The organism is Streptomyces sp. NPDC058000, assembly GCF_042886435.1.
Classification (GTDB): Bacteria; Actinomycetota; Actinomycetes; order Streptomycetales; family Streptomycetaceae; genus Streptomyces.
Genome location: NZ_JBHVQS010000005.1, coordinates 1 through 17,998, shown reverse-complemented (window position 1 = coordinate 17,998; position 17,998 = coordinate 1). Strand labels below are relative to the sequence as shown.

Here is a 17,998-nt window from a genome sequence, read left to right as displayed (position 1 = left end):
CCCATGTCAGGCCCAGAAGTCGAACTCGGCCCGCAGTCGGCCCTTGGTGACCCGGCCCCCGTCGCTCCAGTAGAGGGCCCTGTACTCCGCGCCCTTCGTCAGGTTCGCGCCGATCAACGTCGAGCCGAACGCGCCGCAGTGGGCGTTGCCACAGGTCCAGTCCCACGTAACGCGCTTGCCCTTGCTGTCCACGATCTCGATCCAGTCCCAGCCGTCGTACGGATCCCGCCCCGAGGGCGCCACCCACGTGACGTTGACCCCCTTGACGTGGGACTGGTACCACCAGCCCCTGAACTGCCCCGGCGACACCTCACTGATCATGTAGTCGGTGTTGAGCTTCCCCGGCTCCGTCCCGGGATCCCCGGGACCGTCGCTCCGGTGCGTCGGCGGCTGCCAGTGCTCGCGCGCCGAGTCGGTCGCCGGAGCCGCCTGCCCAGCAGCCTTCGTCGACCCCTCCGGACCCTGCGACGCCGCGGAAGCCGTCCCCAGCGCCACCACGGACACACCCGCCAGCACCCCAGCCATGACCGCGGCCCGCCGCCGGGGCGTGTTCACCCCCGCGCATAAGGAAGAAATCCTGCCCTTGCCTCGCGTTCGGAACGACATGCGCACTCCACCCAACCGTTGATCGGTGATCGATGCGCCAGAAACGCTAGGGAGCGGCGGTCAACGTTCCTTCAACGGACGCTCAATGCGAGCATCCACCAGACCGGGGAGTACGAAGACCTCGCACGAATCGACGCCGAGAACACGTCCTGGATCAAAACCATCACCATCATTGCCGAGCGCGGCTGGCCCGGCACCGCCCTGGTAGGCGAACAGGGCGCCGACGAGGCATGGCTCCTCGTCCAACACGCCGATCTCGACCCCGACTTCCAGCATCAGGCGCTGCAACAGCTGAAAGCCGCTGCCGAAGCTGGCGACGCCCGCCTCACTTTGGGATGCGCGCTGATCTGCTGGCGGCGCTTGAACTGATCCCGATGAAAGTGCGTCAACGCGTGCAGGGGAGGTCACGGCTGGGAGCTCACCCACCCATTCGTTCCTGGGCAGCCATGACCTCATCGCCGTGCTCGAAGGCCCACGCGCCAAGTGCGTCGATGGGGCCGAGCAACGTCCGCCCCAGAGCGGTGAGTTCGTACTCGACACGAGGCGGCGCTTCGCCATAGGCATTCCGTACCACCAGCCCGTTGAACTCCAGCCGCCGCAGCGTCTCGGTCAGGACCTTGGGACTGATGCCGCCGATGCGCTCGCGTAGTTGCCCGGGGCGCTTGGGACCGTCCCGCAGCACCCAGATCAGCACGGCGTTCCAGGTGTTGGAGAGGAGGTCGAAGGCGAGGCGGGCGCGGCAGTCAGCGAGGTAGGCGTCGGTCGTCACTTACCAAATGGTGCCTGACGGGCTTCCTAGTGTCGTCCCGAAAGCGGTTGGAGCAGACGCGGAGAGGGACGTATCGATGAAGATCGGTGTGCTGGGAACGGGGAACATGGCGGACGCACTGGCCACGCAGTGGGTGCGGGCCGGGCACGAGGTATTCGTCGGAGGCCGGGACGAGCAGAACGCCCAGCGGCTCGCGACGCGCATCGGGGACGGTGCAGGGCACGGGAGTCTGCAGGCGGCGGTCGGCTTCGGCGAGGTGGTGCTGGCAGCGCTGCCGTACGGCGTGGGAGCTGACATCGTCAGGGAGCATCAGTGGGCACTGAAGGGGAAGGTCCTGCTCGACTGCGCCAATCCGGTCGGGCCCGGCTTCCGGCTGCTGACGGAAGGCGGCCCCTCGGCGGCGCGCCGGCTGGCTACGGCGGCACCGGGCGTGCACGTCGTCAAGGCGTTCAACCTCTGCCACGAGGACGTGTGGCGGATGACCCCACCGGTCTTCGACGGCCAGCCTCTGACTGTTCCGATCTGCGGGGACGACGAGGCAGCACTCGCACTGACACGCAAGCTGGTGCGGGACATGGGCTGCGAGCCGGTGGCCGGGGGCGGGCTGGACCGCGCCGGACTGCTGGAGGCGACCGCCGCGCTGTTCATCGGGCTGTGGGTGGCGGAGCAGGCGGACGTACGGGCGATCGCGCCGCCGCTGGCCTTTGCGGCAGGTCCACAAGCCGAGAGCGCGTGAGGCATCCAGGGCATTGCGTTAGGAGTTCTAGGCCCTATAGGCGTGCCCGAGCGTCCGGGCGTGACCGTCGTCGCACAGGCACACCAGCGCCCTGCGCGGCGCCCCTGTTCAACAGTCAGCCCGCCGCCCAACTGGCCTACGCAAGGAGCGTCAGTGGTGGTGGCCGTGCCGGCCGAGGGTCTCCACGGGGATCGCGCCGGGGCGGGTCCACTGCGGTACGGGGCGGCTGGTCGGGCCCCAGGTGGCGGTCCCGTCCGCGTCCGAGCGCCAGTACCAGCACGGGCTGCGCCCCTCGGGCCAGCCCGCGGGGTTGTCCTCCCACGCCTCACCGCGGCCGTAGGGCGTCATGTCGAGCAGGCCGAAGGACCCGTTGGCCGGCTCGTTGCCACGGCCCGTCGTGGAGTAGGTGAGGAACACGCGGTCGCCGTCACGTAGGAAGCAGGTGAGGTACCCCATGGGGCCGCCGACCGGCGCGTCCACGTCGCGCACCGAGTACCAGGGCTGGGTGTAGCCCATGAACGCGATGTAGGAGGCCACTTCGTCCCAACGGCCCGTGGTCAGGATGGCGAACGAGACGCCGCGGGCGTTGAGGTAGACGGCGTCCTTCAGGTGCCAGGCCGTGGTGGTGCAGCCCTCGCACTGCCCCTGGTGCGGCGCGCCGTCGTGCCACATGTGTGTGTAGACCACGAGCTCGTCGCGGCCCTGGAACAGGTCCAGGAACGGGACCGGGCCGTCGTCTCCGACGACCTCGACGGTTCCGTCGAACTCCACCATCGGCAGCCGGCGGCGGGCCGCGGCGAGGGCGTCGCCCTGGCGGGTGTGGGCCTTCTCGCGGACCAGAAGCTCGTCACGGGCGGTCTGCCAGGTGGCCAGGTCGACCACGGGCGGGCGGCCGGGCGGCGCGGTGGTCGGTTCGTCCGGTGCGGTCGTCATGGCGTCCTCCGTGGTGTCTCGTGGGTGTCGCGTGGGCGTCTCGTGCCGGGCAGCGTCGTCCGGCGTCTTGCGACGGTCACCACAAGAGACTCGTGACCCGGCCGGAACTCATCGCAAACCCCCGCCTGACGCGGGCCGGCGTGTGCTTGTGAGGGTCGCGCGGTCGCTCGTTCCGGCGTGTGCTTGTGAGGGTGGTGCGGTCGCTGGTTTTGAGGGGCTGAAGCTGGCGGGGCCTCGCTGTGCGCGGCGCGCCAGTTCGGTTCAAAGCCGGGCTGCGGACCACTCAAAGGAAGAGAAGAACAGCCATCGGCTGCGTCCGGGTGCGTGGGTGATCAGGGACGGCGAAACACCCGCTCGTCCTCGCCGGAAGGAGTGGCGCTGGTACGGAGCGCCGCGCGGGAATCACTGACCCGCTCCTCGGTACTGACCCGCTCCTCAGCGGGGAACTTCCGCCCGCACCGGCTGCATGGTGGCGGCCGGCAGCCGATGTCCGGTTGCCGGGCGCCGCGTGGTTGCCGGCAGGTTCACCGGACTGCGCCTGACCGATCGAACGCGGGGTCCAAGTGCCCGCTCGGTGGCCGGTCCTGACGCAGCCACAGGGGCCGCGGTGGACCTGGTGGACCTGGTGGAGTTCTAGTGGAGGCAGAGGCAGAACGGATGGCCGGCCGGGTCCGCGTAGACCCTCCAGTTGGCCCCCGGGCGGAGCTGGTCCGTCCGCTCCAACACGGCCGCTCCAAGGGCGAGCGCCCGCTTCTCCTCCCCGTCGAGGTCGTCCACGTCGAAGTCCAGGTGGAGCTGCTGCGGGCGCTGCTGGCCGGGCCATTCGGGCGGTCGGTAGCCCTCCACCCGTTGGCAGGCCAGCGGCGTCCCCTCGAACCCGTGCACCTCGACCCAGTCGGGATCCTCCGGGTCTGCGACCACCCGACCGCCGAGCAGATCCGCGTAGAACTCCGCGAGCCGTACCGGATCGGCGCAGTCCAGCGCGACCGCCTGCAACTTCCGAATCACTCCCGACACCCCTTGCTCTTCAGCCGCTTCCATGACACCCCTGTACGGGAGGGGCATACCCGCCGCCGCACCCGGCATGCGCGGCGGTACGCCAGGCCGCCTCCGCCTTGAGGACGGTCCAGGTGCTGGTGGCCGACCCGGCTCACCATGGGGCCCGCCAGGCAGTGGGACACAGCGCAGCGGCGTGCACTGCGGTGGGAAGATGTCGCCTCGCGCGCTACGGGCGAGCTCAGACGGGCAGCTTGGTGTCGACGACGAAGCTGATCTCGATGGCCTGGCCGGGGAAGGTCAGTTCGGTGACGCCGACGACGGTGCTGGCCGGGCCGTGGTCGCCGAAGTACGCCAGGTTGCACCTCGCCACCGCCGCGGCGTTCTGCCGCAGGTCCACCACGTACAGGGTCTGCGAGACGATTTGGTTGCGGGTGACGCCGTAGTGGTCCAGGACCTTGTCCATGGTGACGTAGGTCTGCTTGAGCTGGGCGGCGAAGTCGTCCGCGTGGAGGAACTCGCCCGCCTCGTCGAGCGAGAGCTGTCCGGAGACGTGGATCAGATCACCGGACTTGATCGCCTGCGAGTAGCCGAAGTCGCTCTCGGCCGGCACGTTGTGGTGGAAGACATCGACGGTGGCCACGGTGCTCACCCTTCTGGTCTGCTCTCTTGTGGTTACTCAGGAACTGTAGGAGAGTCACCGTCGACCTGGAAGAACGCACTTTTCGGTGACTGAGGAACCTGATGGTGACCAAGCAGCTGCTCAAGGCCCTGCCCGAGGACGCGGACCTGAGACGTGCGGACTCCCTGGCGCGGGAGATCTTCTCGGACGTCGCCAACAAGTGGGCGCTCCTGATCATCGAAGCCCTCGGTGAACGCACCCTGCGCTTCACCGAGTTGCGCAACGAGGTCGAGGGCATCAGCCATAAGATGCTCACCCAGAACCTGCGCATGCTGGAGCGCAACGGCCTGGTCGACCGCAAGGTGCACCCCACCGTTCCGCCGCGGGTCGAGTACACCCTCACCGAGCCGGGCCGGGCCCTGCGCACCACGGTCGACGCCATCTGCGGCTGGACCCACCAGTACCTCGGTCGCATCGAGGACGCACGCCATCGCTTCGACGCTTGACGAACGGCGGCTCCCAGGCCGACCGGTCCACCCTGGGAGACCGTGATCCGACCGCCGCGATGTCGGGATCGGCTTCCGTATCGCTGGTGCCGCGGCGTCGGACGCGATCTCGACAACGTGCCCTGCCAGGGGCGTTGGCGGGCCGACCGGCGAAGCTCCTTGCGATCACCAGCCATCGCGGTCGAGCGCAAGGCACCCTCAGGCGACCAGGCGCAGCCAGGCGGCCGCGAGTGCGGCGTGACCGGCCGGCGTCGGGTGCACGCCGTCCGCAGCCCAGTACTCCGGCCCGGTCACCGCGGCGAGCTCGGCGAACATGCCGTCCGCGGCGAGCAGGTGCGCACCGTATGCGCGGGCGAGCTCGCGCACCACTTGTATCTTCGGGTCCAGATCGGCCCGCCACTCCTTGCGAACCTCAACATCGACGTGCGCGTCACGGGCCTTGACGCTGCCGCTGATCGGCAGGAGGAACGGCTCGATGAGAATCAGCTCCGCGCCCGCCTCGGCCAGCGGCGCGAGCAGGCGGGCGTAACCTGCCGCGAAGTCCTCCGCGGAAATCACGGAGCCGTCCGGGTCGAGGGTGTGCCAGCCCATGTCATTGACGCCGACGAGGATCGACACCACGTCCGGGCACCCGTCGAGCACGTCCGCCCGCCAACGGGCTTCCAGATCCCGCACCTTGTGGCCCACGATCCCGGTGTTCAGCCAGGTCACGGGCCGGTCCGGGTGCCTCAAGCCCCACTCGCCCGCGACGCGCAACGGGTAGCCGAACCCGAGGCCGTCCTCGCTCTCCAGCCGCCGGCTGTCGGTGATCGAATCTCCGGTGAACATCACAGTGGTTCCCGGACGGAGAGTGATCGTCATATGCGCTCCTGGAAAAGTGGGTTGGGGCGGAGAAGGACCACCAGGCAACAGGCGACGGCTTCAGATTCCCGCACTGCCGAACCACTGGCCGGCGGCCCGCTCGAACGCCTTGCGATCGACGTCGCGATCGCCCGCCCAGGCAACGACGCCGTCCGGCCGGACAAGCACGGCACCCAGCCCGAGATCGTTCTTCGCCGCCCCGGCCGCGTAACGCAGCCGGCCCTGCCAGCCCGTCGCCGCATCCCGCAGGCGGCACTCGGTACTGAAATCGAGCACGACGCCCCGTCCGTCCTGCATCAGGTCGCCCAGACACCTGCCGTCCTCAAGACGGAAGTCCGGGGCGCTACGGCCGACCAGCGGCTGATCGCTGCCGAGGTCGTAGCGGATCGACGACCCCGAGAGCTTCCCGAACACATACGTCGTCCCGTCCCGGGTCTCGATCAGGTCCCGGATCAATCCCTGGAGCGCCTGGCGGTGCGGGCCCGGCGTCATGACCGCCGCCTGGGCGCGCGTCCAGTCCAGCACCCCCGCACCGACCGGGTGGCGTTCGCGGGTGTAGGTGTCGACCAGCCCGTCCGGCGCGTGCCCGCGCACGGTCGCCGCGAGCTTCCACCCCAGATTCAGGGCGTCGCCAAGCCCGGTGTTGAGCCCCTGCCCGCCGAGGGGGGAGTGGATGTGCGCGGCGTCGCCCGCGAGCAGGACGCTCCCCTGCCGGTAGGCCGTCGTCTGCATCGCCCGGTCGGTGTAGGTCGAGGCGAGGTGGACTTCGCTCAGCGTCACATCGGTGCCGGACACGCGGCGCAGTACCGCCTGGAGATGACCGCGGGTCGGCTGCTGCGAGCGATCGAACGCGCCGCCGTCGAAGTCCATCACGCCGATGTGCCCTTGCGTGCGCATCTGGATGTACGCGCCGGCCGGTGTCAGGCTGATCCCCGGGCGCAGCTTCTCGGGATCGGCGAGAGTGGCGAGCATGGCGTAGCCGGTGAACCGCGGCTCGGTGCCGACGAACTCGAAGCCCGCGAGCCGACGCACCACGCTGCGCCCGCCGTCACAGCCGACGCCCCAACGCGCCGCATACTCCTGCTCACCCGCTCGCACGACCACGCCCTCATCGTCCTGCGCGATGCCCGAGACGGTGACGCCACGCCTGATCTCCACACCGAGCTTCAACGCCCGCTCGGACAACACCGATTCGATGGCTGCGAGGCTGGTCAACAGGGAGTCCGGCGCCGGACTGGGCAGCCGGAACGGCAGTGCGGCGAGGTCGACCTTGGCCGGGTCCAGCACCATGCCGGCGAAATGCCCCACCCCGCCGCGAAGGGGCGACGGCCCGGCCGCCTCAAGATCCGGACCGGGTTCGTCAGGAACACCGGACGCGGCCAGCAGCGGGCGCAGCATTCCACGGCGGTGGAACGCCCCGAGCGAGGTGGCGAACAAGCCCCGCATACCAAGCGGTTCCACCCGCCCCGGCCCGCCAACCTCCAACTCCCGCTCCAGCACCACAACAGAACAGCCCGCGAGCCCCAACTCGCACGCCAGGAACAGACCGACCGGGCCAGCGCCCACAATCACCACGTCATGCATGAGAAAACCCCTTCCACAGCCAAACCCCCGTGACACGCCAAGGCTGCCAAGGGCCGCTCACACCAGGCACACACGGCGCTGACACGGGAACACACCGGCACACACGGGAACACACCGGCACTGCCCTGCCGTCAGAAGCCGACAGCGCGTACGCGAAGATGGAGAGATGGACGGGGGTGCGCGGCTTCACGTCACGCTGCTCGGCACCTTTCAGGTGTCCGGCGGTCACACCGCCCTGCCCGTTCCGGGTACCCGCCTGCAGGCCCTGGTCGCACGGCTCGCGCTCGCCGGCGGGCGCCCCGTCGAGCAGGGCGTACTGATCGACGCGATCTGGGCCGAGGACCCGCCGGCCGACCCCGCACACGCCCTTCAGGCCCTCGTCTCACGACTGCGCCGGACCCTCGGCTCGGCCGACGACGTCGCACGGCTCGCGGGCGGCTACCGGCTGGCCGTGGACACAGCGAACGTGGACGCACTGCGATTCGAGCACCTCGCCAGGGACGGCCGGGCCCACCTGCGCGCCGGCGACCCGCACGCGGCGGCGGCCGTACTGGGGGAGGCCGTGGCACTGTGGGGCCACCGCCCCGGCACCGAGCCCGCAGCCATCACCGCGGTGGCGCCCACCATCGCAACCCGGCTGACCCACACCTCGATCGAAGCCGTCACCGACCTCGCCGACGCCGAACTGACACGGGGACACGCCGACACGGCCACCGCCCACCTGACCGCCCTGCTCGCCGAACACCCCGTCCACGAACGCGCCGCCGCGCTGCTCATGGACGCCCTCGCCGCCCAGGGACGCCAGGCCGAGGCCCTCGCCCGCTACGAGCAGGTCCGCACAACCCTGGCCGACACCCTCGGCACCGACCCCGGCACCGCCTTACGCGAGCGCCACCTGCGCCTCCTGCACGCCGACCGGCCCACCCCCGACGCCGCACGGACCAGGCCCGGCAACCTGCCCGCGCCGCTGACCAGCTTCATCGGCCGCGCCGACGACCTCGCCCGGATCGACACGCTGCTCACCGCCGCCCGCCTGGTCACCGTGGTCGGCCCCGGCGGCGCCGGCAAGACACGCCTCGCCGTCGAAGCTGCCCGCCGCCACCGCTCCGACTACCGCGACGGCACCTGGATGATCGACCTCGCCTCCGTCACCGAGCCCACCAAAGTCGGCGCGGCACTGCTGGCCGCCATCGGCCTGCGCGGCTCAGCGCTCTTCGAGGCATCAGCCAAGCTACGCGGCGACCCCGTCGGCGAACTGGACGTACTGGCCGACCAGTTGGACGGCCAAGAACGCCTGCTCGTCATGGACAACTGCGAGCACCTCATCGACGCCGTCGCCCACCTGACCTCGGCGCTACTGGCCCGCTGCGCCGGGCTACGGGTACTTGCCACCAGCCGGGAGCCGCTGGCGATCGACGGCGAGACGCTCGTCCCGCTCGGCCCGCTCACCCTGCCCGAACCACACGCGGACCTCGCGCAGGCCCGCCGAACGACCGCGGTACTGCTGTTCATCGAGCGGGCAGCGGCCGTGCGGCCCGGGTTCGACATCGACGCGCACAACCTCCGCGACGTGCTGCGCATCGTGCGCAGCCTGGACGGCCTGCCGCTCGCGCTCGAACTGGCCGCGGCCCGCCTACGCACCTTCTCCCTGCCCGACCTGGCCGCCGGGCTCTCCGACCGGTTCCGCCTGCTGACCACCGGCAGCCGGACCGCCTTCCCACGCCACCGCACGCTGCGCGCGGTCATCGCATGGAGCTGGGACCTGCTCGACGCGGACGCGCGTACCCTCGCGGAACGCATCGCAGTCCTACCCGGTGGCGTCACGCCGGCCTCGGCCACCGCGATCTGCGCCACCACAGCCGTGCCGGCCGGCGAGATCCGGGAACTGCTCGCGGGTCTGGTCGACCGGTCGCTGCTCCAACTCACGCCGGACACCGGCCGCTACCGGATGCTGGAGACGATCCGCGAGTACGGCCTGGAGCGCCTGGCCGAGCAGGACACCCTGACCGGTGTGCGGGACCAGGCCGCCCGCTACTTCGCCGAACTGGTCGCCCACTACGACCCGTTACTACGCGGCCCCCAGCAGCTCGACGCACTCCACGCGCTGCGCACCGAGCACGACAACGCGCTCGCCGCGCTGCGCCACCTCCACGACACCGGCGACGCCGACGGCGCGATCGAACTCGCGGTGAACCTGATCTGGTACTGGCACATGCTCGGCCGGCACGCCGACGCGACCTACTGGCTCGGCAAGGCGGCCGCGTTGCCGGCCGAGCGGCCGAGCGTGGAGCGCGACATCGCCGAGGGGATGCTGCTGCTCGACATCATCGCCTCCCCGAGCAGCCTGGTGACCGACCCGACCAAGGAACGGCACGAGGAACTGCGGGTGCTCACCGACCGGCTGCGCAACTATCCGCAGCTGCCGGGCTTCGGCGGCGCACTGATCGCGATCCGACTGGCCTCCCCGGAGAAGAACGGCGCGTCGTCGACGGCCATCCAGCGGCTGATCGACGGGCCGGACGTGTGGCTGTCCGCACTGGCCCGCATGTTCCAGGCCCACTTCGCCGAGAACAACGGCCACCTCGACCAGGCACGAAGCCACATGATCGCCGCCCTGGAACGCTTCGACCAGGCAGGCGACCGCTGGGGCCTGGCCAAGGTACTGCCGCTGCGCGCGCTGCTGCGACAGTACGACGGCGATCTCGACGGCGCCCTGGCCGACCTCAACGAGGCCAAACGGCTGGCCCGCACGTTCGGATCGCTCAGCCTCAACGACGAGACCTTCATCGACCTGCGCCGCATCAACGTGCACGAGCGCCTCGACGAGACCACACGAGCGAAGAAGACGATCGCCGCGGCCCGGAAACGCGCACTGCGCTCGGCATCACCCGAGCTGACGATTCTGCTCGACACACAAGAGGCCGGACTGCAAGTGCGGATCGGCGACCTGGACCGGGCGCGCGAACTGATCGAATCGGCCGAGGCCGGACTGTCCGAGCAGCGCCCACCCGGCGGCGACCACGGACAGGCACTGGTAGCCACAGCACGGGGCGCGCTCTGCCTCGAACTCGGCGACGGGCCGGGCGCCGAGGAGGCGCTGAGCCGAGCGTACGCGGCGGCGGTCAACAGCAGGGACATGCCGATCGTGGCGACAGTGGCGGTGACCGTGGCCGGCCTCGCCGCACTGTACGGGCGGCACCGGGACGTCGCCGTCCTCCTCGGCGCGGCGGCCCGTCTGCGGGGCGCCCACGACCGCACCGATCCGCAAGTGCGCACCCTGAGCAGCCGCAGCCGGGCCGCGCTGGGCTGCCAACGCTTCACCGAGGCATACGAGACCGGCCGGCAACTGGGCACCCCGACAGCCCTGACCCAGACCGACCCGGCACGACTGCGCCGCCTGGCGCCGTCCGCCCCACCTCCCGACCTGAGCAACCCCCAGCCGCTGCGGACATGAACCCACAGCACAAGCGGCACGAAAACCACCACCAGCAGATCCCACTCGACCAGTCCGCCGACCAACAGCCCGCCGATCGCGCCCACCGGGTACGTGATCGGACTGACGTACGCGAACCGTGCAGTGCAGCACAACGACACCAGCCGCTCGGTTTCATCCCGTGCGCCGAGGCGCGGAGCCGCCGATGAGCGCCGGCCGTGGCGCCTGCCCGACATCTGCCGGGCAGGCACCCTTCCGTCGGTGGCCGCGGTCAAGACAGCAGCAGCGCGGCACCGGCGGCGGCCATGACCGCGGCGGTGCTGCCGTGGATGCCGTAGTGGGTTCCGCGGCCGTCGTCCGGTCGTTCGCCGGGGCGCCTTGGCCGTTGGCCGCGGGCCCGGTGCCTCGGCCGCTGGCCGTTGATGGGAATCCGTGAAATCGGCTCTGACCGCGGTTCCGTGAAACAGGTCGGTGGTGGAACGGCGGCAGTTGGGACGCTCGATCCTTACCGGCTGCGGCCTGGGTGAGCCTGCCCCGTCGCCGCGTTCTCCTGACTCAAGGCTGGGTGTTCCTGGACACTGGTCCACCCAGCCCAGTCGAACGACGCGACAGGTTCACCCAGTTACCGCTTCATGCCTGCTGCGTACGCGCATGCTCGGATGCACTTCGCGCTCGATGCGCGGCATGATCTCCGGGATGTAGATCTTCTGGATGGCATCACCGGCATCGTGAGCCTCCCAGCAGGCGCGGCTGGCCCAGTGCTCGACCAGGACGAAGCGGCTGGGGTCCTGGTGTGACTGGTACGCCTCCCAGCTGACGCAGCCGTCTTCTGCCAGACACAAGGGGCGCATCCGAGACAGAGCATCGGCAACTGGGGCGATATTGGTGCTCTCGGAGACCCGGATGATGACGATGAGATCGAACAACTTGCTCCTCAGGGATGGGCCGAAACTTCGCCGGCAGCGCGGAGGCCCGGACAACCAGTGAGGGTAATCGATCTTTCATCGCTCCTTCTGACCTGCAGTTTCACGAAATCGCGGTCAGAGCCCTGAATTCGGCCAGGGCTGCTCGTCGCGCCGCACTCGCTTCGCTGCTCAACGGAGTGGGGAGCGCGTGCGAGCACTTGCTCCGCCAGGTGGGCTCCGTCCGGGTGGCGCAAAGGCCCCTTCGCAGGAGCCGGAGTGCCGGAGTGGCTTCCCGGGGGCTGCTGTTCGGTGTCCGGGGTCGGTCGGGTCAGACGATGCGGCCGAAGTAGGCGGCGACACGGTCGAGGGTCGGTGCGTCATCCGGCGCGGGCTTGGACAGGCCGAACAGATCGGTACGGGTGCGGGCCTCGTCGGGCCAGTTCCCGTACCAGCGGTCGTGTACGGCCTGGACGGTGTCGGGGTCGCCGGCGCGGTCGAGCCCGGTCGCGGTGGCCAGGTCCCAGCCGTGCAGGACAGCCTCCAGCAGGTGCAGATCCGCGATCCGCGGACCCATGCCGCCGCCGGGCATCGGCATCTGCCGCTCCAGCGCCCCCTCGGTCCGCCAGGCGGCGAGAGCGTCCCTCGCACCCTTGGCGTAGACCTCGCCGGGTTGCTGGTCGCCGATCTGGTCCTGCGCGAAGAGTGAGAAGTCGGGACCGCCGCCTCGGGCGAGGATGACGTAGTACGGGTTGCCGGCCACGAGGTGGTTGGCAAGGCCCCGCACGTCGAAGTCGTCGCACGGGGTGGGCTGCCCGTAGTGGGCCGAGGTGACGTTGCTCAGCAGCTGCGTGGTGTGGTTCAGGGCCTTTTCCAGCAGCTCGATCAGCTCGATGTCCTGGGACACGGTGGTTGCGCCTCTCCGTCGGATGGTCGGGGAAGCCTGTGCGGCGAAGGGGCCGCGAGGCTCGCTGGCCGGCACCCGTGCGAAGCACGGGCAGATGCGCCAGCAACTGGAGAGTGCACCACAATGCGGACAGGCAGTGTCCGCCATGGGCTCCTCGGGAAATGTCGTCGTCGCCGACCTCGAACGTCGGCTGGCCAACCGCGGCCGCGGCACCCGCGTCGAGATCGACCCCGCCGACCAGCCGCAGGTCGCCCCCCGCCACCGCCGTGACGTCGAGATCCGTTCCCTCAACGTCCGCGGGCTGATCTGGGACCGCACCGTCGACGCCTGGATCGCCCACGACGCCCACGACGCCCGCGAACTCGAAGCGATCTGGGACGAGACCATCCAAGGCGGCCTGGGCACCGACTGGGACGCCTACACCTACGTACCGTGCTGGGGACAGCAGTCCGACCTGGGGCGGGTATGGAGGCGAAGGCCAGCTTCCGCAGGCAGGGTGGGGGAGTCGAGGGAGTCGAGGGCCAGTCCTGGGAAGCGGCTCAGCGCACACAGCGACAGAAGACTCCGGATACGCGCCGCGCTCCTGGAGCAGGCACGGGCGGGATTGCCCGCCGTCGAGGTGGTGCAGGTTCGGCTCCGGTGTTCCTCCCGGAAGACCGCTTGCCGACAGCGGATGGCCGCCGCCCGATTCGGATAAGTCGGAGCGCCGACGCGCCCTACGGTTTCGAAGAAATCGGCGCTCTGGAGGCGTACATGGACAGCTATCGCGGTGCGCGGACGGCCGTGATCGTGGGTGCGGGCGTGGCCGGTCTGACAGCGGCCACTGCCCTGGCACGCGGCGGATGGCAGGTCGAGATCGCCGAGATCGGCCCGCCAAAGGCGCCTTCTGGATGGGGGTTGTGCCTGACCGGTCCTGCGCTGCGCGCGCTGGACGAACTGGGGCTTTCGGACGCATGTCTGGCCGAGGGCTACGGCATGAGCACGATCACGCACGTGGACGTGAACGGCGAGCCCGCGGGCGAGGTCCGGTTGCCGCGCCTGCTCGGTGCGCGGCGGCCGGCGATGGTCGGTATCGCGCGCCCCGTACTGCACCGCATCCTGCACGCGGAAGCCGAGCGGTGCGGCGTAGCGGTACGCCACAAAGTGACCGTTGCCGCGGTGGATCAGGAGGGGCAACTGGTCCGCGTGCGGTTGTCGGACGGGACGGTCCGGCAGGTCGCGCTGCTGGTGGGCGCGGACGGGATCCGCTCGTCGGCGCGGGGCCTGCTGGGGCTTGAGACCTCGCTCGACTTTCACGGGCAGATGGTCTGGCGGGCTCTGGTGCCCCGCCCGCGGTGGGCCACCGGGATCCATCAGTTCGCCGGGAAGGCCGACACGGCCGGCCTCGTGCCCCTCTCGGGCAGGCAGGCGTACGTGTTCCTGACCGAGAACGGTGTGGAGCACAGCGTCCTGCCCGATGCCGAACTCGCCCCGCGCCTCCAGCACCTGCTGGAGACCTTCCCGGGCCGGGTGGAGGAGATCCGCTCCCTGGTATCCGTATCGGAATCGGTGGTGCGCCGCCCGGTGCTGACGGCGCTCCTGGAGGGCGCCTGGAACCGGGGCAACGCCGTGGTCATCGGTGACGCCGCGCACGCGCCCGCACCGCAGACGGCCAGTGGCGCTGCCCTGGCCGTCGAGGACGGGCTCGTACTGGCCCGCGAACTCGGGCGGCACGAGTCTGTCGGCGCGGGGCTCCAGGCGTTCGTCAGCCGGCGCACGCAGCGGTGCCGAACGCTCGTGGAGACCTCGGTGGCGATCGCCGGCCTGGAACAGGCGCAGCGCCACCACGAGGCGTATCCACTGGTCGATTCCTGCCACCGGCTCATGGCCGAGCCCGCGTAACCGTCCGGCGCGAAGGGCGTCCCGACACCCTGCCGTTCGCACGACGGACAAGGAGAGACAGATGTCCGCTGCAACCTCCCGAACCTCAACCCCAACCCCAACCCTGCCCGAGGCCCAGCAGTGGCTGCGCGAGCACCTGGAGCAGCGTAAGAACCCTTTCAACGCCATCGGTCACGACGCCGCCGCGCGGCACATCGAAGCGCTTCCGGGCACCGATCCCCGGTCCTGGGCCGGGCACTGGCTGGCGGGAGCGGAAGACTTCGCGACCCGGGCGCGCAGGGCCGAGGAGAGCGGCGACCGCGAGGAAGCCCTGGAGAACTGGTGGCAGGCGTACCAGAACGCCTCGGCCGACCTCTGCCTGGCCCTTGAGCACGGGGCCCCAAGACGGCCCGGATGTTCCCCGGCGGCCACATGGGCGAGGGGCCCGTACTGCCCACCGTCCTCGACTGGCTGACCGAACGACTGAGCTGACCAGCGCAGCTCAAGGGAGTGCACCGTGAACAACAGCAGTCTGATCACCCACCTGCGGCACATCGATGTCGCCATGCCCAACTTCGCCGAGCAGCGCCGGTTCTACACCGAACTGTGGGGGCTGACGGAGACCGCCGGCGACACCGGTGTCTCGTTTCTGGCGGCCGAAGGCTCCCCGGAACAGTACGTGGTGCGGCTGCGCGAGGACGCCCACAAGCGCACCGACCTCATCGCCTTCGGCGCCGCCGGTGCCGCCGATGTCGACACCCTGGCCACCCAACTGACCGCTCAGGGCGTGCAGTTGGTCCACGAGCCGAAATCGCTGGACACTCCCGGGGGCGGCTACGCGGTCCGCTTCTTCGACAACGAGGGCCGCGTGGTCGAGGTCTCCGCCGACGTCTCCGCCCGCCGGCACCGCAAGGTCGAGGCCCGCGAGTCGGTCCCCGTGCGCCTCTCCCATGTGCTGATGAACTCTCCCACCCCCGAGGCCACGGTTGCCTGGTACATCAAGCACCTGGGGTTCCGCCTCTCGGACACGATGTGCCTGGGCGACCGCTGCGAGATCATGTGGTTTCTGCGGTGCAACACCTTTCACCACAGCTTCGGCATCGTGCGCGGGCCGCACGCGGCCTTCCACCACGCCTCCTTCGAGATGCGCGGAATCGACGAGTTCATGCGCGGCACGGGCCGGATGCGGCGCCTGGGCATCGAGCGACTGTGGGGACCGGGGCGGCACCGGGCCGGTGACAACACCTTCAGCTACTTCCTCGACCGGGCCGGCAACACCGTCGAATACACCACCGAGCTGGAGGTCCTGGACGAGGACACCTGGCACCCTCACCTCTTCGACCTGCGCGATCCCGCCAACGCGGATCAGTGGGGCACGGCCGACGAGATGGATGGGTTCATCGCCGCCAAGTCCCACAACGACGTCGACCCGGGGCTGTTCATCGCCCCGCCGATGTGAACGGAGAGCCCCGTGGAGCCTGTGCGCACCCGGCTCGTCGGCAGCCGTCGGCCGGCGGCCGGCCGACTGGAGGGCCTTCACCGAGGCCGGGCCCACCGACCCGCCGCCCGCCCGGCCGAGCGCTGCACCGGCCTGCCCATCTGCACCCCGGAGGGGACGACGAGCGCCCACCTGACGCTGACGGACCGGGCGCGCTTGACCGACGCCTCGCTCGACGGCGGCAGTGCGCGGGAGAACGCCGCGGCGTACAGGTCGATGCGTACGCCCGCGACGTAACCCGTCGACCGCCATGGCTGACAATGGGCCCCAGGGAGGTGACCCCACCATCGTGCCGACGCCGCTGCGCAACCACCTCATCACCAGATCCCAGAACCCCGCCGACCTGCTCAACGCCGCCACCCGCCTGTTCGGCGGCTCGATCGCCACATCGCCCCTGGACGAACTGTGCCGCGGCGATCACGAACTGCGCGGTGTCGCCGCACACGACTTCGCGGTGGGCTACTTCGTCTCGCCACTCGATGTGCGCGTCGCCCCCGCCGAGGGCCGCAACCGCGGCTCCTACTTCGTCAACATCGGTGTCTCCGGAGCCATCTCGGCATCGTGCGGCGGCCTGCGGGCAACTCTCGACGAGGCGACGGCGGGAGTCGCCAACCCTGGAGACACCCAGGAACTGCGGCCCCTGCGCAGCCGGAGGACGCGGTTCCTGGGCCTGCGGATCGACGCCGCCCTGGTCGACCAGGAATTCGCCGCGCTGACCGGACATCCGCCGGCGTCCACCGTGCGCTTCGATTTCGCCCTCGACCTGGCCAAGCCCAAGGGGCGGGCGGTGCGGCTGCTGGTCCGTTCCCTCCTCGAACAACTGGACTCGCAAGACCCCCTGTTCCAGCGCGCGGAGCTGCAACGCAGCCAACTGTGTTGCCTCGCCACCGCCCTGCTCCTGGCCCAGCCGCACTCGCACACCGGCGAGCTGCACGACGGTCCGCGACCCGGCTACCCGCGCTCCTTGCGGGCAGCCCTCGCGTTCATCGAAGCGAACCTCGCCGAGCACATCAGCCTCGGCGACATCGCCGCTGCCGCAGGCTGCAGCCCCCGGACCCTCAGCTCCGCGTTCCGCGGCCGGCTCGGCCTCTCGCCCATGTCCTACGTCCGCAACCTGCGCCTCGACCGGATTCGCGAGGACATCCTCGCCTCCAACGACCCCGTCGGCACGATCGCCTACCGATGGGGCGTCTCGCACCTTGGCCGCTTCGCCAGCGACTACCGCGACCGCTTCGCCGAACTGCCCTCCGACACCGCAACCCGCAGATAACCGGACGTCCTCCCCTGTCTGCCTGCCTGTCTGCCTGCCTGTCTGCCTGCCTGTCTGCCTGTCACCGCATCAGCCCGGGCCGTCAGCCGAGGCCCAGCGCGGGGGACAGGGCGAACTCGCCGGCGAGGTCGCTTCCCGTTCCCGCCCATCGACGGCAGCGACCGGTCCGTTTGGCCATTAGCTGGGTGTTAGTGGAGCGGCAGCCCAGTGATAGCGGCCGCGGCCAGAGTGGGTGTCGTACGCAGGAGAGACCGACGCCGACTTCCCCGGGGGAATCCGAAATGAGCTCCAGCACCACTGTCCGCACCGTTCGTCGCCGGACCCTGCGTGTTGCCGCCGCGGCCCTGACCGCAGCCGCCGCGTTCTCTCTGACCGCCTGCTCCGGTTCGGACGCCGCCGCCTCCAAGCCCGCGGGTCAGGCGGGCACGGGCGCGGCCGCCGAGGCCAGCGGCGCGGGCTCCTCCGGGACTGGCGACGCGGGCTCCTCCGGGACCAGCGGCGCGGGCTCCTCCACC

At 70.4% G+C, this 17,998-nt stretch carries 19 protein-coding genes and 1 pseudogene; 11 read left to right on the top strand and 9 right to left on the bottom strand.

Annotation, left to right across the window (positions count from 1 at the left end):
* Window positions 1–6 precede the first annotated feature (6 nt).
* The gene (locus ACFVT2_RS07460; RefSeq protein WP_390013273.1) at window positions 7–555 is read right to left on the bottom strand and encodes a hypothetical protein; all 549 of its coding nucleotides are present in this window, start codon (window positions 553–555) and stop codon (window positions 7–9) included.
* Window positions 556–624: 69 nt separating this feature from the next.
* Between ACFVT2_RS07460 and ACFVT2_RS07455 the strand changes: the two genes are divergently transcribed.
* Window positions 625–975 carry a DUF6624 domain-containing protein gene (locus ACFVT2_RS07455; RefSeq protein ID WP_390013270.1) on the top strand — a complete coding sequence of 117 codons (351 nt, stop codon included), beginning with the start codon at window positions 625–627 and terminating at the stop codon, window positions 973–975.
* 49 nt (window positions 976–1,024) lie between these two features.
* Here the strand turns inward: ACFVT2_RS07455 and ACFVT2_RS07450 are convergent, their stop codons facing one another.
* Window positions 1,025–1,375, bottom strand: coding sequence for a winged helix-turn-helix transcriptional regulator (locus ACFVT2_RS07450; RefSeq protein ID WP_390013268.1), 351 nt, complete (start codon window positions 1,373–1,375; stop codon window positions 1,025–1,027).
* Window positions 1,376–1,451: 76 nt separating this feature from the next.
* Here ACFVT2_RS07450 and ACFVT2_RS07445 point away from each other — a divergent pair, with 76 nt between their 5' ends.
* Complete coding sequence (locus tag ACFVT2_RS07445; RefSeq protein ID WP_390013266.1) at window positions 1,452–2,111, top strand: NADPH-dependent F420 reductase; 660 nt, start codon at window positions 1,452–1,454, stop codon at window positions 2,109–2,111.
* 150 nt (window positions 2,112–2,261) lie between these two features.
* Here ACFVT2_RS07445 and ACFVT2_RS07440 read toward each other — a convergent pair whose 3' ends face one another.
* The 3 genes from ACFVT2_RS07440 to ACFVT2_RS07430 all read right to left on the bottom strand — a co-directional run bounded on the left by ACFVT2_RS07440 (window position 2,262) and on the right by ACFVT2_RS07430 (window position 4,683).
* Entirely contained in the window at window positions 2,262–3,044 is a 783-nt protein-coding gene (locus ACFVT2_RS07440; protein WP_390013264.1) for a DUF899 domain-containing protein, read from the bottom strand.
* A 633-nt stretch (window positions 3,045–3,677) separates the two neighbouring features.
* Entirely contained in the window at window positions 3,678–4,052 is a 375-nt protein-coding gene (locus tag ACFVT2_RS07435) for a VOC family protein (protein ID WP_390013262.1), read from the bottom strand.
* Window positions 4,053–4,281: 229 nt separating this feature from the next.
* Window positions 4,282–4,683 (bottom strand): RidA family protein, encoded by a 402-nt coding sequence (locus ACFVT2_RS07430; RefSeq protein ID WP_390013259.1) that lies wholly within the window; start codon window positions 4,681–4,683, stop codon window positions 4,282–4,284.
* 101 nt (window positions 4,684–4,784) lie between these two features.
* Between ACFVT2_RS07430 and ACFVT2_RS07425 the strand changes: the two genes are divergently transcribed.
* Complete coding sequence (locus tag ACFVT2_RS07425; protein WP_390013256.1) at window positions 4,785–5,168, top strand: winged helix-turn-helix transcriptional regulator; 384 nt, start codon at window positions 4,785–4,787, stop codon at window positions 5,166–5,168.
* 198 nt (window positions 5,169–5,366) lie between these two features.
* On the opposite strand, the gene ACFVT2_RS07420 is transcribed toward ACFVT2_RS07425, so the two are convergent.
* The gene (locus tag ACFVT2_RS07420) at window positions 5,367–6,029 is read right to left on the bottom strand and encodes a GDSL-type esterase/lipase family protein (RefSeq protein WP_390013253.1); all 663 of its coding nucleotides are present in this window, start codon (window positions 6,027–6,029) and stop codon (window positions 5,367–5,369) included.
* Window positions 6,030–6,089: 60 nt separating this feature from the next.
* The gene (locus ACFVT2_RS07415) at window positions 6,090–7,613 is read right to left on the bottom strand and encodes an FAD-dependent monooxygenase (RefSeq protein WP_390013251.1); all 1,524 of its coding nucleotides are present in this window, start codon (window positions 7,611–7,613) and stop codon (window positions 6,090–6,092) included.
* A 166-nt stretch (window positions 7,614–7,779) separates the two neighbouring features.
* On the opposite strand from ACFVT2_RS07415, the gene ACFVT2_RS07410 reads away from it, so the two are divergent.
* The gene (locus ACFVT2_RS07410) at window positions 7,780–11,067 is read left to right on the top strand and encodes a BTAD domain-containing putative transcriptional regulator (protein WP_390013247.1); all 3,288 of its coding nucleotides are present in this window, start codon (window positions 7,780–7,782) and stop codon (window positions 11,065–11,067) included.
* Between the two features lie 593 nt (window positions 11,068–11,660).
* On the opposite strand, the gene ACFVT2_RS07405 is transcribed toward ACFVT2_RS07410, so the two are convergent.
* Window positions 11,661–11,972 carry a putative quinol monooxygenase gene (locus ACFVT2_RS07405; RefSeq protein WP_390013244.1) on the bottom strand — a complete coding sequence of 104 codons (312 nt, stop codon included), beginning with the start codon at window positions 11,970–11,972 and terminating at the stop codon, window positions 11,661–11,663.
* A 307-nt stretch (window positions 11,973–12,279) separates the two neighbouring features.
* Complete coding sequence (locus ACFVT2_RS07400; protein ID WP_390013242.1) at window positions 12,280–12,855, bottom strand: TIGR03086 family metal-binding protein; 576 nt, start codon at window positions 12,853–12,855, stop codon at window positions 12,280–12,282.
* 145 nt (window positions 12,856–13,000) lie between these two features.
* On the opposite strand from ACFVT2_RS07400, the gene ACFVT2_RS07395 reads away from it, so the two are divergent.
* The 7 genes and pseudogenes from ACFVT2_RS07395 to ACFVT2_RS07365 all read left to right on the top strand — a co-directional run.
* Window positions 13,001–13,552, top strand: coding sequence for a hypothetical protein (locus ACFVT2_RS07395; RefSeq protein ID WP_390013239.1), 552 nt, complete (start codon window positions 13,001–13,003; stop codon window positions 13,550–13,552).
* Between the two features lie 56 nt (window positions 13,553–13,608).
* A complete protein-coding gene (locus ACFVT2_RS07390; protein WP_390013236.1) occupies window positions 13,609–14,736 on the top strand; it encodes an FAD-dependent monooxygenase in 1,128 nt (375 codons plus the stop codon).
* Between the two features lie 61 nt (window positions 14,737–14,797).
* Window positions 14,798–15,190, top strand: coding sequence for a hypothetical protein (locus tag ACFVT2_RS07385; protein WP_390013234.1), 393 nt, complete (start codon window positions 14,798–14,800; stop codon window positions 15,188–15,190).
* Window positions 15,191–15,280: 90 nt separating this feature from the next.
* On the top strand, window positions 15,281–16,174 hold the full coding sequence (locus ACFVT2_RS07380) for a VOC family protein (protein WP_390013861.1): 894 nt from the start codon (window positions 15,281–15,283) through the stop codon (window positions 16,172–16,174).
* Window positions 16,175–16,186: 12 nt separating this feature from the next.
* Window positions 16,187–16,450, top strand: coding sequence for a hypothetical protein (locus ACFVT2_RS07375; RefSeq protein ID WP_390013232.1), 264 nt, complete (start codon window positions 16,187–16,189; stop codon window positions 16,448–16,450).
* Window positions 16,451–16,463: 13 nt separating this feature from the next.
* Complete coding sequence (locus ACFVT2_RS07370) at window positions 16,464–17,483, top strand: AraC family transcriptional regulator (protein WP_390013230.1); 1,020 nt, start codon at window positions 16,464–16,466, stop codon at window positions 17,481–17,483.
* 281 nt (window positions 17,484–17,764) lie between these two features.
* Window positions 17,765–17,998: pseudogene (locus tag ACFVT2_RS07365) on the top strand (hypothetical protein); the annotation flags it as partial.

What these genes read in the sequence shown, in the direction of transcription:
- ACFVT2_RS07410 (WP_390013247.1), top strand. Translation starts at nt 7,780, where the DNA reads ATGGACGGGGGTGCGCGGCTTCACGTCACGCTGCTCGGCACCTTTCAG.
- ACFVT2_RS07380 (WP_390013861.1), top strand. Translation starts at nt 15,281, where the DNA reads ATGCCCAACTTCGCCGAGCAGCGCCGGTTCTACACCGAACTGTGGGGG.
- ACFVT2_RS07415 (WP_390013251.1), bottom strand. Translation starts at nt 7,613, where the DNA reads ATGCATGACGTGGTGATTGTGGGCGCTGGCCCGGTCGGTCTGTTCCTG.
- ACFVT2_RS07445 (WP_390013266.1), top strand. Translation starts at nt 1,452, where the DNA reads ATGAAGATCGGTGTGCTGGGAACGGGGAACATGGCGGACGCACTGGCC.
- ACFVT2_RS07395 (WP_390013239.1), top strand. Translation starts at nt 13,001, where the DNA reads ATGGGCTCCTCGGGAAATGTCGTCGTCGCCGACCTCGAACGTCGGCTG.
- ACFVT2_RS07370 (WP_390013230.1), top strand. Translation starts at nt 16,464, where the DNA reads ATGGCTGACAATGGGCCCCAGGGAGGTGACCCCACCATCGTGCCGACG.
- ACFVT2_RS07420 (WP_390013253.1), bottom strand. Translation starts at nt 6,029, where the DNA reads ATGACGATCACTCTCCGTCCGGGAACCACTGTGATGTTCACCGGAGAT.
- ACFVT2_RS07440 (WP_390013264.1), bottom strand. Translation starts at nt 3,044, where the DNA reads ATGACGACCGCACCGGACGAACCGACCACCGCGCCGCCCGGCCGCCCG.
- ACFVT2_RS07390 (WP_390013236.1), top strand. Translation starts at nt 13,609, where the DNA reads ATGGACAGCTATCGCGGTGCGCGGACGGCCGTGATCGTGGGTGCGGGC.
- ACFVT2_RS07425 (WP_390013256.1), top strand. Translation starts at nt 4,785, where the DNA reads ATGGTGACCAAGCAGCTGCTCAAGGCCCTGCCCGAGGACGCGGACCTG.
- ACFVT2_RS07385 (WP_390013234.1), top strand. Translation starts at nt 14,798, where the DNA reads ATGTCCGCTGCAACCTCCCGAACCTCAACCCCAACCCCAACCCTGCCC.